Annotated in this window: 15 protein-coding genes and 1 pseudogene; 7 read left to right on the top strand and 9 right to left on the bottom strand. The window is 61.5% G+C overall.

The genetic code is table 11. The features are described from left to right. Positions 1–6: 6 nt before the first annotated feature. Together CD58_RS21765 and CD58_RS21760 are read left to right on the top strand one after the other, a co-directional pair. On the top strand, positions 7–684 hold the full coding sequence (locus tag CD58_RS21765; protein ID WP_025215075.1) for a response regulator: 678 nt from the start codon (positions 7–9) through the stop codon (positions 682–684). After that, positions 681–2,027 carry an ATP-binding protein gene (locus tag CD58_RS21760; protein WP_025215074.1) on the top strand — a complete coding sequence of 449 codons (1,347 nt, stop codon included), beginning with the start codon at positions 681–683 and terminating at the stop codon, positions 2,025–2,027. Before CD58_RS21765 ends, CD58_RS21760 begins: the two co-directional genes overlap by 4 nt. A 143-nt stretch (positions 2,028–2,170) precedes the next feature. Here CD58_RS21760 and CD58_RS21755 read toward each other — a convergent pair whose 3' ends face one another. Continuing rightward, positions 2,171–3,169, bottom strand: a complete 999-nt coding sequence (locus CD58_RS21755; RefSeq protein ID WP_025215073.1) for an AraC family transcriptional regulator — start codon at positions 3,167–3,169, stop codon at positions 2,171–2,173. 333 nt (positions 3,170–3,502) lie between these two features. Between CD58_RS21755 and CD58_RS21750 the strand changes: the two genes are divergently transcribed. Both CD58_RS21750 and CD58_RS21745 read left to right on the top strand, forming a co-directional pair. Next, positions 3,503–4,855 carry a dicarboxylate/amino acid:cation symporter gene (locus tag CD58_RS21750; RefSeq protein ID WP_025215072.1) on the top strand — a complete coding sequence of 451 codons (1,353 nt, stop codon included), beginning with the start codon at positions 3,503–3,505 and terminating at the stop codon, positions 4,853–4,855. Positions 4,856–5,159: 304 nt separating this feature from the next. Further along, on the top strand, positions 5,160–6,341 hold the full coding sequence (locus CD58_RS21745) for a CaiB/BaiF CoA transferase family protein (protein ID WP_025215071.1): 1,182 nt from the start codon (positions 5,160–5,162) through the stop codon (positions 6,339–6,341). 117 nt (positions 6,342–6,458) lie between these two features. On the opposite strand, the gene CD58_RS21740 is transcribed toward CD58_RS21745, so the two are convergent. After that, positions 6,459–6,953 (bottom strand): SprT family zinc-dependent metalloprotease, encoded by a 495-nt coding sequence (locus CD58_RS21740; RefSeq protein ID WP_025215070.1) that lies wholly within the window; start codon positions 6,951–6,953, stop codon positions 6,459–6,461. A 157-nt stretch (positions 6,954–7,110) separates the two neighbouring features. Further along, positions 7,111–7,713: a Yip1 family protein gene (locus tag CD58_RS21735; protein ID WP_025215069.1), complete on the bottom strand. Its 603-nt coding sequence runs from the start codon at positions 7,711–7,713 to the stop codon at positions 7,111–7,113. A gap of 309 nt (positions 7,714–8,022) precedes the next feature. On the opposite strand from CD58_RS21735, the gene ttcA reads away from it, so the two are divergent. Together ttcA and CD58_RS21725 are read left to right on the top strand one after the other, a co-directional pair. Continuing rightward, on the top strand, positions 8,023–8,847 hold the full coding sequence (gene ttcA, locus CD58_RS21730; RefSeq protein ID WP_003204698.1) for a tRNA 2-thiocytidine(32) synthetase TtcA: 825 nt from the start codon (positions 8,023–8,025) through the stop codon (positions 8,845–8,847). Between the two features lie 81 nt (positions 8,848–8,928). Continuing rightward, the gene (locus tag CD58_RS21725; protein ID WP_025215068.1) at positions 8,929–9,603 is read left to right on the top strand and encodes a DNA-3-methyladenine glycosylase I; all 675 of its coding nucleotides are present in this window, start codon (positions 8,929–8,931) and stop codon (positions 9,601–9,603) included. Between the two features lie 85 nt (positions 9,604–9,688). Here the strand turns inward: CD58_RS21725 and CD58_RS21720 are convergent, their stop codons facing one another. The 3 genes from CD58_RS21720 to arsC are packed head-to-tail and all read right to left on the bottom strand — an operon-like array spanning position 9,689 to position 11,062. Beyond that, positions 9,689–10,114 (bottom strand): DUF2069 domain-containing protein, encoded by a 426-nt coding sequence (locus tag CD58_RS21720; protein ID WP_025215067.1) that lies wholly within the window; start codon positions 10,112–10,114, stop codon positions 9,689–9,691. Continuing rightward, a complete protein-coding gene (wrbA, locus tag CD58_RS21715; protein WP_025215066.1) occupies positions 10,107–10,712 on the bottom strand; it encodes an NAD(P)H:quinone oxidoreductase in 606 nt (201 codons plus the stop codon). Before wrbA ends, CD58_RS21720 begins: the two co-directional genes overlap by 8 nt. Next, positions 10,709–11,062, bottom strand: a complete 354-nt coding sequence (gene arsC / locus CD58_RS21710) for an arsenate reductase (glutaredoxin) (protein WP_025215065.1) — start codon at positions 11,060–11,062, stop codon at positions 10,709–10,711. The genes wrbA and arsC overlap by 4 nt, the downstream gene beginning before the upstream one ends. 116 nt (positions 11,063–11,178) lie before the next feature. Here arsC and CD58_RS21705 point away from each other — a divergent pair. Continuing rightward, positions 11,179–11,645 (top strand): annotated as a pseudogene (locus CD58_RS21705) (TlpA disulfide reductase family protein). A 185-nt stretch (positions 11,646–11,830) separates the two neighbouring features. On the opposite strand, the gene CD58_RS21700 reads toward CD58_RS21705, so the two are convergent. The 3 genes from CD58_RS21700 to CD58_RS21690 all read right to left on the bottom strand — a co-directional run bounded on the left by CD58_RS21700 (position 11,831) and on the right by CD58_RS21690 (position 13,845). Further along, the gene (locus tag CD58_RS21700) at positions 11,831–12,235 is read right to left on the bottom strand and encodes an META domain-containing protein (protein WP_025215064.1); all 405 of its coding nucleotides are present in this window, start codon (positions 12,233–12,235) and stop codon (positions 11,831–11,833) included. Next, entirely contained in the window at positions 12,235–12,669 is a 435-nt protein-coding gene (locus CD58_RS21695) for a hypothetical protein (protein WP_025215063.1), read from the bottom strand. The genes CD58_RS21700 and CD58_RS21695 overlap by 1 nt, the downstream gene beginning before the upstream one ends. A gap of 186 nt (positions 12,670–12,855) precedes the next feature. Continuing rightward, positions 12,856–13,845, bottom strand: coding sequence for a 2-hydroxyacid dehydrogenase (locus tag CD58_RS21690; RefSeq protein WP_025215062.1), 990 nt, complete (start codon positions 13,843–13,845; stop codon positions 12,856–12,858). Positions 13,846–13,881: the final 36 nt, after the last annotated feature.

Here is a 13,881-nt window from a genome sequence, read left to right as displayed (position 1 = left end):
GGCTCCATGAAATTACTGGTCGTCGAAGACGAAGCGCTGTTGCGTCATCACCTGCAAACCCGTCTTACCGACAGCGGCCATGTGGTACAGGCCGTGGCCAATGCCGAAGAAGCCTTGTATCAGGTTCGCGAATTCAACCATGACCTGGCGGTGATCGACCTGGGCTTGCCGGGCATCAGCGGGTTGGAATTGATCCGCCGGCTGCGCTCGCAGGACAAGACGTTTCCGATCCTGATCCTGACCGCCCGTGGTAACTGGCAGGACAAGGTCGAAGGCCTGGCCGCCGGGGCCGATGACTACGTGGTCAAGCCGTTTCAGTTCGAAGAGCTGGAGGCTCGGCTGAACGCCCTGTTGCGTCGCTCCAGCGGCTTCACCCAGTCGACCATCGTGGCCGGTCCGTTGTTACTCGACCTCAACCGCAAACAAGCCTCCTTGGGTGACGAGCCCCTGGCGTTGACCGCCTACGAATATCGCATCCTTGAATACCTGATGCGCCATCACCAGCAAGTGGTGGCCAAGGATCGCTTGATGGAACAGCTTTACCCCGATGACGATGAGCGTGATCCCAATGTCATCGAAGTGTTGGTAGGGCGCCTGCGGCGCAAACTGGAGGCCCCGGCCGGCTTCAAACCGATCGACACCGTGCGGGGCCTGGGTTACTTGTTCAACGAGCGCTGCCAGTGATTCGTTCGCTTCGACTGCGGTTGATGCTGGCCGCCATGACCCTGGCGGTGCTGTTCATGCTGGCCTTGCTGCCGGCCATGCAGGGGGCGTTCAGCCTGGCGTTGCAGGAATCCATCGAGCAACGCCTGGCGTCGGACGTGACCACGCTGATTTCCGCCGCCCGGGTGGAAAACAATCGGTTGAAGATGCCGGCACAATTGCCCGACGAACGCTTCAACCTCGCCGATGCCCGCCTGCTGGGGTACATCTATGATCGCGAAGGACGGTTGGTCTGGCGGTCGAAGGCCACCCAGGAAGAGAACATCAACTACACGCCGCGCTATGACGGCCAGGGCAACCAGTTCGCGCGCATCCGCGAAAACGATGGCCAGGAGTTTTTTGTCTATGACGTCGAGATCAAGCTGCTCGGTGGCCAGAATGCGGCGTTCAGTATCGTCACCCTGCAACCGGTTCGTGACTACGAAGTGACCCTGCAGGGCCTGCGGGACAATCTCTACCTGGGCTTCGGTGCTGCTCTGGCGGTGTTGTTGGCCCTGCTATGGATCGGCCTGACCTGGGGCCTGCGGGCGCTGCGGCGCCTGAGTCAGGAACTGGATGAAATCGAAAGCGGGGCTCGGGAAAGCCTCAGTACCGAACATCCCCGGGAACTGTTGCGTCTGACCGGTTCCCTCAACCGTTTGTTGTACAGCGAGCGGGAGCAGCGCAGCCGTTACCGCGACTCCCTCGATGACTTGGCCCACAGCCTGAAAACCCCGCTGGCGGTGTTGCAGGGTGTCAGCGAGGACATGGCCCGGCGCCCCGAGGACCGTGGACAGGCCTGGGTGCTGCAAGCCCAGATCGAGCGCATGAGCCAGCAGATCGGCTATCAGTTGCAACGCGCCAGCTTGCGCAAAAGCGGGCTGGTGCGCCATCAGGTGCCCTTGCGCCCGGTGCTGCAAAGCTTGTGCGACACCCTGGACAAGGTCTATCGCGACAAACGGGTGAATGTCGGTTTCGATCTGCCGGAGCAGTGCCAGGTGCCGATCGAACAGGGCGCCTTGCTGGAAATGCTCGGCAACTTGCTGGAAAACGCTTATCGGCTTTGCCTGGGTGAGGTGCGGGTCAGCGTGCATCAGACCCTCGGCGGCCAGGAGTTGTGCGTCGAGGACGACGGGCCGGGCGTGCCACCGGATCAACGTGCGCGGATCCTCCAGCGCGGCGAGCGGCTGGACCGCCAGCATCCGGGGCAGGGCATTGGCCTGGCGGTGGTCAAAGACATCATCGAGAGCTATGGCGCGCGGTTGACCCTGGGAGATTCAGCGCTGGGCGGGGCGGCGTTCCGGATTCATTTTCCGGTGGTGTGACTGGGATGTTCTCGGTGTGTTTGCGGGCCTCATCGCGAGCAAGCTCGCTCCCACATTGGATTTTCGGCGCTCACAAATCCCTGTGGGAGCGAGCTTGCTCGCGATGAGGCCAGTCAGCACAGCACAAAAAACCAATCAAGAAATCAGTTCTCCAACTCCCTGTAGGCCCCCGGCGTCACCCCTGTCCACTTCTTGAACGCCCGGTGAAACGCCGACGGTTCCGAGAACCCCAACTGCTCGGCAATCTGCTGCAACGACAAATCCGCGCGCCCCAGATGATAGATGGCGATATCCCGCCGCAGCTGATCCTTGAGTTCCTGGAAACTGGTGCCTTCCTCGCGCAAATGCCGGCGCAGCGTCTGGGGACTGATGTGCAGATGGGCGGCCACGGTTTCCAGGTCGGGCCAGCGTGCGGTGTCGCGGCTGAGCAGGCGGCGCAGTTGGCTGCTCAGGCTGTGGCCATCGTCCGGTCGCGACAGCAGGTTGGCGGGGGAGCGTTCGAGGAAATGCTTGAGGGTTCGTTCGTCCTGCAGCAGCGGCATATCCAGGTAGCGACTGTGAAACAACAGGCTGCTGCTGGGAGCTTCGAACACCAGTGCACAGGGAAACAGCAGGTCGTATTCGGCAGCGTGGGCAGGCTTGGCGTAGCCGAAGGTTGCCTGTTCCAGGCCGATCCGCTGGCCGATCAACCAACTGGCGAGTCGATGCCAGACCACCAGCAGGCTTTCACTCAGGAAGTGATCCGGGTCCCACAACGTCGAGTCGTTCAGCACCAGTCGTACCCGCTCGCCATCGGCCTCCAGGGTCAGGCTCGGGGCGTCGGGGAACAGGCTGTAGAACAACAGGCCGCGTTGGAGGGCCTTACCCAGGGTACGGCAGTGGATCAGCGCGTGACACATCATCGCGAAGGTCCCGGGTTTACTCGGGGCCTGGCCGAACCCCAGGTATTCGTCGTCCAGGTTTTGCCACAACGCCTGCAACAGGCGGGTGAACTGTTCCGGCGCAATGCGCGCGCGCGGTTCGTCCAGCAGCTCAGGGCTGATGCCCAGCTGTTGCAGCAAAGGAAAATAGTCGAACCCTTGCCGACGGGCGCCGCCCAGGGCTGCGCGGGCGAAGTGACTGGCAATCGTGCGTTGGCGCATGGCGAAAATCCGTCCGTTAAGCGGGCGATGGTAGCAGGGGCTTGAAGCTGGGCAAGGCGGATATCCGCCAAATCCCGGAACGCTGGGTGGTCTGTAGGCGGAAATCCGCCACTTACACATTGCGTTTAACTGTGGTGTGGAATCCACAAACCCGTCTGCTATACCGGATGTAGGGCATTTCGCAAAAAATGGCACGCGCTTTGCGATGTGTTACGTAGGTCTGCCGCGTGCAGCCGACAAAAACAAATCCCTCCAGCGCAGGAGGGTTCGCAATTGAGGTGTCGTGGATGACAGGTGGATGTCGTCACACGAGACACTTGAGGAAGGTTTGCCATGACGACTCGTCAGCCACTGTACAAATCCTTGTATTTCCAGGTGATCGTAGCCATTGCCATCGGCATTTTGCTCGGCCACTTCTACCCGCAGACCGGTGTTGCCCTCAAGCCGTTCGGTGACGGGTTCATCAAACTGATCAAAATGGTCATCGCCCCCATCATCTTCTGTACCGTCGTCAGCGGTATCGCCGGCATGCAGAACATGAAGTCGGTGGGCAAGACTGGCGGCTACGCGCTGCTCTACTTTGAAATCGTCTCCACCATTGCCCTGCTGATCGGTCTGGTCGTGGTCAACGTCGTGCAACCGGGCGTCGGCATGCACATCGACGTGTCGACCCTGGACACCAGCAAGATCGCCGGTTTCATCTCGGCCGGTAAAGACCAGAGCATCATTGCCTTCATCCTCAACGTGATCCCGAACACCATCGTTGGCGCATTCGCCAACGGCGACATCCTGCAAGTGCTGATGTTCTCGGTGATCTTCGGCTTCGCCCTGCATCGCCTGGGTGCCTACGGCAAGCCGGTGCTGGATTTCATCGATCGCTTCGCCCACGTGATGTTCATCATCATCAACATGATCATGAAACTGGCGCCCCTCGGTGCCTTCGGTGCCATGGCGTTTACCATCGGCGCCTACGGTGTTGGTTCGCTGGTGCAACTGGGCCAGCTGATGATCTGCTTCTACATCACCTGCGTGGTGTTCGTATTGGTGGTGCTGGGCGCCATCTGCCGCGCCCACGGTTTCAGCGTCGTCAAGCTGATCCGCTACATCCGTGAGGAACTGCTGATCGTGCTGGGTACTTCCTCGTCGGAATCGGCCCTGCCACGCATGCTGATCAAGATGGAGCGCCTGGGTGCCAAGAAGTCTGTCGTAGGCCTGGTGATCCCGACTGGCTACTCGTTCAACCTCGACGGTACTTCGATCTACCTGACCATGGCTGCGGTGTTCATCGCCCAGGCCACCGACACCCCGATGGACCTGACTCACCAGATCACCCTGCTGCTGGTGTTGTTGCTGTCGTCCAAAGGTGCTGCTGGCGTGACCGGTAGCGGCTTCATCGTACTGGCGGCCACCCTGTCGGCCGTGGGTACCTTGCCGGTGGCCGGCCTGGCACTGATCTTGGGTATCGATCGCTTCATGTCCGAAGCCCGCGCCCTGACCAACCTGGTGGGCAACGCTGTGGCCACGATCGTGGTTGCCAAGTGGGTCAAGGAGCTGGATGAAGACCAGCTGCAGACCGAACTGGCTTCCGGTGGTCGCGGTATCTCCGACGTTCGTGAAGATGACGAGCAGATCGCGGCGGCGCAGATTGTAGCGGCTGAGTCCTCTGCTCCAGGCGCTGTGAAGTAATTCTCAGGCTGCAATGAAAAACCCGCTTCGGCGGGTTTTTTATTGGAAGAACTCTTCAGTCGAGGAGGCTTCTGTGGCGAGGGAGCTTGCTCCCGCTGGGTTGCGAAGCGACCCTAAGATGTGTCTGCCACCACGGTTCCTCAGACAAATGGCGGGGGGCTGCTACGCGGCCCAGCGGGAGCAAGCTCCCTCGCCACAAGAACTCTCACGCTGAGCGCAATGGTCATCCAGACTGGCACCTGCGGTAATTGCCCCACCGCCAGTCCCTGCCTAGTCTTTAGCCGTCATCCTTCGGAGATCGCCCATGCAAGGTCCACTGGCATCGCTCAAGGTTCTGGACTTCTCGACCCTGCTGCCCGGCCCGTTCGCCTCGCTGTTGCTGGCGGACATGGGGGCCGAGGTGTTGCGCATCGAGTCGCCGACCCGCCCGGATCTGTTGCGGATACTGCCGCCCCATGACCAGGGCGTCTCGGCCAGTCATGCCTACCTCAATCGCAACAAGCGCAGCCTCGCGTTGGACCTCAAGCAGCCGGCGGCGCTGGAGGTGATCGAGCAGTTGCTGGGGGACTACGACATTCTGCTGGAACAGTTCCGCCCCGGCGTGATGGATCGGCTGGGCCTGGGGTATGAGGCCTTGAAGGCAATCAATCCCCGGTTGATCTACGTGTCGATCACTGGCTACGGCCAGACCGGCCCCTACAAGGAGCGCGCTGGTCACGACATCAATTACCTGGCCCTGGCGGGGCTGGCCAGCCACACTGGCCGTGCCAGCAGCGGCCCCTTGCCGCTGGGGATCCAGGCAGCGGACATCGCCGGTGGTTCGCTGCATGGGGTGATCGGGCTGTTGGCGGCGGTGATCGCCCGTCAGCAGACCGGGCAGGGCCAGCACCTGGACGTGAGCATGACCGACTGTGTGTTCAGTCTGAACGCCATGGCCGGTGCCGGTTACCTGGCCTGCGGAGTGGAACCGGGTTGGGAAAACCAGATGCTCAATGGCGGCAGCTTCTACGACTATTACCGCACCCGGGACGGGCGCTGGATGTCGGTGGGCAGCCTGGAGCCGGCGTTCATGCAGGCATTGTGCGGGGCCTTGGGGCGACCGGAACTGGCGGCCCGGGGGCTGTCGCCGAAACCCGAGCAACAGCGCGAACTCAAGGAGGCCCTGCAAGCCGAGTTCGAGAAACATGATTTCGCCGAGCTTTGCAGCCTGTTTGCCGGGATCGATGCCTGCGTCGAGCCTGTGCTGAGCCTGGAAGAAGCCCTCGGGCATCCACAGTTACAGGCCAGGCAGGTGGTGACCCAAGTGCCCCGAGGCGATGGCTCGAGCCAGGCGCAGATGGCCTGTCCGCTGAGGTTTTCAGCAGGGCTGCCCGAGCCTCGACATATTGGCGTGGGGCTGGGGGCGCATACGGATCAGGTGTTGGGGGCGTTGGGGTTCAGTGCTGGGCGGATTGCCGAATTGCGCAATAGCGGGGTGGTTTTGTAGGGCGGCAAGGCCGCTATCGCGAGCAAGCTCGCTCCCACACTGGATCTTTGGCGTTTCACTGATCCTTGTGGGAGCGAGCTTGCTCGCGATGAGGCCCGCCCAGACACCACAAGCGCATTACTCCACCCGCGTCTCCCCACTGAACACCAAGGTATTGCGACAACTGCGGCACAAATACCGTCGCCCTTGGCGCACCAGGCTGTGGCGCTGGGCCGAGAATGGGAAGTCGCTGCCGTCGCAGGGGCATTTGTAGATGTAGCGAGTCACGCTGCGGCGTTTGATTTCGTAGGTGTGGCAGCGGTTGGGCGGTAGTTCGTACACCCCGCGCATGATCAACTGCCACTCTTCGCCATGGGGCTGGATGCGCTCGCCAAACAGTTGATGGGCGATCAGGTGCGCGACTTCGTGGGCGACGGTCTGCTTGAGGAAATCGTCGGCGTTTTCCCGATATAACTGGGGATTGAAGCGCAGCAGGTTTTCATGCAGGTGCGCGACACCGGCCTTCTGGCCACGCAATTTGAAGCTGACCACCGGGCGTTTGAAAGGACGTTTGAAAAAAGATTCGGCTTGTTGGTAACACTCTTCGACGCGGGTATTGAGTTGCTCGAGCATGCTTTACGGGTCTCCAGAAGCGCGAGTATGCCGCAAGCGTCGACCGTTGCGAATCGCTCAGGCGCCCAGTGGTCGTTTCGACAGCTCAAAACGCAGGAAGGCCGCCTTGCGGCGGCCTGTGTTGGCAGATCCTGCTTTTTTATTGGAGGGCATTACTTCAATTGGTATAGACCGGGCCGACACCCAGCCCCCATACAATCACCGTGAACGCCATGATGGCCACCAGCACCACCAGGCCGACGGCGAGCACCGAACTGGAAAACAGGAAGCCTTCGTCCTGGGGAATGCTCATGAAGGTGGGCAGGCCCACATACAGCAGGTAGACCGTGTAGCAGATCGCCGCCGTGCCGACGATCATCCCCAGCCACATGTGCGGGTAGAGCGCCGCCAGGCCACCAATGAACAACGGTGTCGCGGTATAAGTGGCGAACGCGATGCAACGGGCCAGGCTTGGGTTGGCGTCATAGGTGCGGGCCATCCAGTGGATGAAGGCGCCCATGACCGCCACACCGCCGAGCATGGCCAGGTACGACATGACGGTCATCCACAGGGCGCTTTCCTGGGTCAGCATCACCGGTGGACGACTGCCGATGACCCATCCCACCTGCGTGGTGCCGATAAACGCTGATACCGCCGGAATGGCCGCCAGGATCAGCGTGTGGGTGAGGTACATGTGGCTGATGCTTTCCTCCTGATCGCCACGGATGTCTTTCCATTCTTGATCAGGGTGGGTAAAGAGCCCCACGACATGATGGATCATAGTCAGTCACTCCTTTGTTATTGCCATCGCCCCCCAACGGAGCGCCTACACGGGCCAAAGTGGCCAAGTAAGTAAAGGTCTGAATATGTGTGCGACCTTATGTCGCAGTATAGAAAGGAGTTATCGCCAGGGGGATGGGAGGCTTAGAGCAAATCGCGCTGTATGAGAGGCTGTTGATAGCTAATTAGCTTCAAGCTTCAAGCTTCAGGCCGCAAGAGAGGGCACCGCGCCTGGCTTGCAGCTTGTAGCTTGTAGCTGCTTGAAAAGCTAAAATCCCGCCCTTTCGTCACACCTCACGGATTTCGCGTCATGGGCACTCTTACGGTCAACCAGAACAAACTGCAAAAGCGCCTGCGCCGCCAGGCCGGTGAGGCGGTCGCCGATTTCAACATGATCGAGGACGGCGACAAGGTCATGGTCTGCCTGTCCGGCGGCAAGGACAGCTATACCTTGCTCGATGTGCTGATGCATTTGCAGAAGGTTGCACCGATCAAGTTCGACATCGTCGCGGTGAACATGGACCAGAAGCAGCCCGGGTTTCCCGAGCATGTGCTGCCGGCCTACCTCGAGTCGCTGGGGGTGGAATATCACATCGTCGAGAAAGACACCTATTCGGTGGTCAAGGAATTGATCCCCGAAGGCAAGACCACCTGCTCGTTGTGTTCACGCCTGCGTCGCGGCACGCTCTACACCTTCGCCGACGAAATCGGCGCGACCAAGATGGCCTTGGGTCACCACCGCGACGACATCGTCGAGACATTTTTCCTGAACATGTTCTACAACGGCTCGCTCAAGGCCATGCCGCCAAAGTTGCGGGCCGATGACGGGCGCAATGTGGTGATCCGCCCGTTGGCCTATTGCAGCGAGAAAGACATCCAGGCCTACTCGGACTTCAAGCAATTCCCGATCATCCCCTGCAACCTGTGCGGCTCCCAGGAGAACTTGCAGCGCCAGGTGGTCAAGGAGATGCTCCAGGAGTGGGAACGCAAGACCCCGGGCCGTACCGAGAGCATTTTCCGCGGTTTGCAGAACGTCATTCCATCGCAACTGGCAGACCGTAACCTGTTCGACTTCACCAACCTGCGCATCGACGAAAACGCCACGCCGCGGTTCGTCAACGTGGTGAACCTCTGACGCTCCCAACCGCTCTATTCACGGCGCCATTGGCTATACGGGCCGCTGGCGCCGTTTTCATTTCCGACCCCAGGAGAGGGCATGCGCGATTACAAGTGGCTGCACGAGTATTGTCTGAACCGCTTCGGTTCGGCGGCTGAACTGGAAGCCCACCTGCCGGTTCCCAAGACCCCGGCGCAACTGCGCAAGATCAGCGACGACCGCTACCTCTCGACCATGGCGCTGCGGGTCTTCCGCGCGGGGCTCAAGCACAGCCTGGTGGATGCCAAGTGGCCGGCATTTGAGGAAGTGTTTTTCAAGTTCGACCCGGAAAAAGTCGTGCTGATGGGCGCAGAGCATCTGGAGCGACTGATGCAGGACACGCGGATTATCCGCCACCTGGGCAAGCTCAAGAGCGTGCCACGCAACGCGCAAATGATCTTGGATGTGGCCCATGAAAAGGGCAGCTTCGGCGCGCTGATCGCCGACTGGCCAGTGACCGACATTGTCGGTCTGTGGACCTACCTGAAAAAACACGGCCATCAACTGGGCGGTCACTCAGCGCCGCGCTACCTGCGGATGATGGGCAAGGACACCTTCACATCCAGTTATGACGTAGTGGCAGCGCTCAATGCCCAGGACATCATCGACAAAGTCCCCACCAGCCAGCGGGACCTGGCGACGGTGCAGAATGCCTTCAACCAGTGGCATGAAGAGAGCGGGGGACGGCCCATGAGCCAGATATCGATGATGCTGGCGTATACCGTTAATCATTGAGGCCGCGTTGCGGCCATCGCGAGCAAGCTCCCACAAGGGCTCGATGGCACCCTGTGGGAGCGAGCTTGCTCCCGATAGCGGTGTATCAGGCGACGGAAATCCCGCCTTCCCCCGCCAACCGCCGGTTCAACTGAAACCGCCAGCGCACATACAGCAAGGCCGAGCAGAACACCGCCACGCTCGCCGCCATTTCGAGCACGCCAAACAGTTGCCGGTTCGGGTCATAGGCCGCCAGCGCGCCCTTGATGAAGTACAGGTTCACCACGAAACACATCCATGAGTGTCCACGGGCGCTGCCGCTGAGCATGCCGGGCGCCAGTATCAGCAGCGGCACCAGCTCGATCAGCAGAATCACCCAGGGCCGCGCGCCGTGCAGGTCGGCGATCAGCAAGTAATACCCGCTGAGCAACCCCACCAGGCCGAGAAAGCACAGCAGGCTGAGGGTTCGGGCGATGCGTACGCGCGGCTCCAGCCACTGGATGGACGGCAGGATTTTCGGCTTCTTAGCCACGGCCGTTCTCCAGCAGTTGGGCAGTTTTCGCCAGCCGCGAGCCCAGGGCCCGACACAAGGCGACTTCGTGTTCGTTCAAGCCGCTTTTGCCGTCGGCGCCGGCGTGATGACTCGGGCCGTACGGTGTACCGCCACCCACGGTATCGATCAAAGCCGATTCGCTGTAGGGCAGTCCGGTGATCAGCATGCCGTGGTGCAACAACGGCAGCATCATCGACAGCAGGGTGGTTTCCTGGCCGCCGTGCAGGCTTGCCGTGGAGGTGAACACCCCGGCCGGCTTGCCCACCAGCGCGCCGGTCAGCCAGAGATTGCTGGTGCCGTCGAGAAAGTACTTCAGCGGCGCGGCCATGTTGCCGAAACGGGTCGGGCTGCCCAGGGCAAGGCCGGCGCAGTTCTTCAGGTCATCGAGGGTCGCGTACAGCGGGCCTTGTTCGGGGATGTCCGGGGCCACCGCTTCGCACTCGGTGGAAATCGCCGGCACCGTGCGCAGCCTGGCTTCCAGCCCGGCCTGCTCGATGCCACGGGCGATCTGCCGGGCCATTTCGTTGGTGGAGCCGCTGCGGCTGTAATACAACACCAGGATGTATGGCGTGCTCACGGCAGGATCTCCAGGATCTTCTCCGGTGGACGACCGATCACGGCCTTGTCAGCGGCTTCGAGAATCGGCCGTTCCATGAGTTTCGGGTGGGCGGCAATGGCGGCGATCAACTGGGCCTGGCTCAGGCTTTGGTCGGCAAGGTTCAGTGCGGTGTATTCCTCCTCGCCGGTGCGCAGCAACTGCCGGGCGGTGATGCCAAGCTTGCCCAGCAGGCGCTCAAGCTGGGCGGCGTCGAGCGGGGTTTCCAGGTAGCGGACCACAGTGGGCGCCAGGCCTCGGGCCTCCAACAGTTCCAGCGCGCCGCGGGATTTCGAGCAGCGCGGGTTGTGATAAAGCGTCAGATCGGTCATGAGCGGGTCGCATCTTGCGTAAGGTGGCGGCTATTCTACTGTGCCGCGAGGCGGCCGGCACGTTGAGAGAGGTCGATGGGCTGCGGCAGCGTTTACATTCAGACAAGGATTGGCACATGGCAAGGCGATTGACGGCGGCACTGACATTCATCGGCATTTTGTTGCTCACCGGCTGCGGAAACGACTACGGGGTGGACCAGAACGGCCAGGCCATCGCCTCGCAACGGCTGGACAAACACTGGCTGGTGCTCAACTACTGGGCCGAGTGGTGCGCGCCGTGCCGTACCGAAATCCCGGAATTCAATGCCTTGGCCGAACAGCTCAAGGGGCGAAATGTCGGTGTGTTCGGGGTCAATTTCGATCAGGTCCAGGGCGAGGAGCTCAAGAGCGCGAGCGACAAGATGGGGATTCGTTTCACGGTGTTGGCCCGGGATCCGGCCGAGATCTTCGACCTGCCTCGCAGCGAGGGTCTGCCAGTGACCTACATCATCGATAACCAGGGCAAGGTGCGCGAGCAGTTGCTGGGGGAACAGACGGCGGCGGGGTGATGGCGAAGCTTGAGGCGTTACAGGCGTTCAAATAACCCCTGTTATGGCTGAGAGTTTTGTATGTGGCGAGGGAGCTTGCTCCCGCTGGACTGCGCAGCAGGCCCCTGCGTCCTGTCCGACACCGCGGTGACAGATACATTTTGGGGCTGCTGCGCAGCCCAGCGGGAGCAAGCTCCCTCGCCACAAGGGGGCTCTAGGCCACTGGGGGACGGCGTCAGCTTCAGCCTTCTTCCAGCCACCACCGCAGCGGTTTGCCCTGGGCCGGCCAGAAGCGCATTTGCTCGATGGGCGAGATGTCCCAGCGTTCGACCTTTTCCAGCGCCTGCAAAAAGCGCGTCTCTTGCTCCATCACCGCCGGGGCACACAGCTTGCGCGTGCTGCCGATCTTGCCGAAGCTCAAACGGTGGCCTTCCAGGGTGTAGGGCGCGAACCAGTGGTTGCAGCCGCCGTTGCCATACGCCCGGCCATCGTCACCGAGGGTGATGGTCAGGTGGCTATAGTCCATCAACGGCCGTTCACCGATCCATTCCAGGATGTAGCTGCGGTTGTGTTGCAGTTGCACCGGTTCGGCGGCGCACCCCATCAGGCCGGCGCTGATCAGCGCGGGCAGGACCAGGCGCTTCATCAGGCGGCTTCCTGGCATTTCGGGCACAGGTGTTTTTCACCGACGCTGGTCCAGCCTAACTCGGCGATGCGCGCGGTGGCCGCCGGTTTCTGGGCCTTGACGCCGAGCTTGGCATCGACGGCGAATTCGAAGCTCAACGCCTTGGCGCAACCGTCGCAATTGACCTGCCAGGTATGGATCGCCAGCTCGCCAAACACCGGGCCGGTGGCCATGGCAGTCCATTGGCCCATGGGCTTGAGCAAGTGCCGAACGGTGTCCACGGTCAGTCGCATGGACAAATCCTTGCTGCCCTTGAGGGTGACGAGCAGTACATCGTTGGCCTGGATCGAACCGCCATTGCCGGTGACCTGATAGCGGCCCGGCGCCAGGGCGCGGACTTCGGTCAGGGTGTGCTGGGGGTTCATCAGGGTGTAGCGGAAATCGTGTTCGGCCATGGGTCCTCCAAATAGGCGCGACATGCTAGCACGGGGCATGGCTTGGGATGGTCAACCACGAATCTTGCCGACGAAACTCCACCCCTGTGGGAGCTTGCTCGCGATGGCGGCAAATCAGTCAGTATTGATGTTGACTGGCAGACCGCTATCGCGAGCAAGCGCGCCCCCACAGGGGGGGGAGCAGGTTTAGCGGTCCACCAGGTTCTGCGGTACGCCGTCGGCCCAGGCAGCAATGTTGTCCAGGGTGGTCACGGCAATCGCGCCCAACGCTTCATGGGTCAGGAATGCCTGGTGCGCGGTGACCACCACGTTGGGAAAAGTCAGCAGTCGTGCCAGTACATCGTCCTGCAAGGGCAGGTCGGAGCGGTCCTTGAAAAACAGTTGGGCCTCTTCTTCATACACGTCCAATCCCAAATAGCCCAACTGGCCGCTTTTCAACGCTTCGATCAAGGCCGGTGTGTCCACCAGGCCACCACGCCCGGTATTGATCAGCATGGCGCCGCGCTGCATCGTGGCCAGCGATTGGGCGTTGATCAGGTGGTGGCTTTGTTCGTTCAGCGGGCAGTGCAGGCTGATGACCTGGGCTTGCGCCAGCAGATCGGCCAGGGGCAAATAGCGAGCCCCCAAGGCTTCGACCTGAGGGTTGGGGTAGGGGTCGTAAGCCAGCAACTGGCAGCCGAAACCGGCCATGATCCGCGCGAACGTGGCGCCGATCTGCCCGGTGCCGATCACGCCGACGGTCTTGCCCACCAGATCGAAACCGGTCAGCCCGTGGAGGCTGAAGTTACCGTCTCGGGTGCGGTTGTAAGCGCGGTGCAAGCAGCGATTGAGCGCCATGATCAACGCCACCGCATGTTCAGCCACGGCGTGGGGCGAGTAGGCCGGCACCCGGACGATGCTCAACCCCAGGCGTTTGGCGGCGGGCAGGTCGACATGGTTGTAGCCGGCCGAGCGCAAGGCGATCAGCCGGGTGCCACCATTTGCCAACCGCTCCAGTACCGGGGCGCTCAAGTCATCGTTGATAAACGCACAGACCACTTCATGCCGTTCGGCCAGGGCCACGGTGTCCAGGTCCAAGCGGGCCGGCTGGAACTGCAATTCAAGGCCGGCGGGCGCCGGGGCTTTATTGAAACTGTCGCGGTCGTAGGTCTGGCTGCTGAAAAAAATCGCGCGCATGGCGGCCTCCTGGCACTGGAATCGACTCAGCTTAAC

The sequence above is a fragment of the Pseudomonas brassicacearum genome (assembly GCF_000585995.1).
GTDB classification, from domain to species: domain Bacteria; phylum Pseudomonadota; class Gammaproteobacteria; order Pseudomonadales; family Pseudomonadaceae; genus Aquipseudomonas; species Aquipseudomonas brassicacearum_A.
Note: the sequence above shows the minus strand (reverse complement) of the source record. Positions and strands in the feature narration are given on the sequence as shown.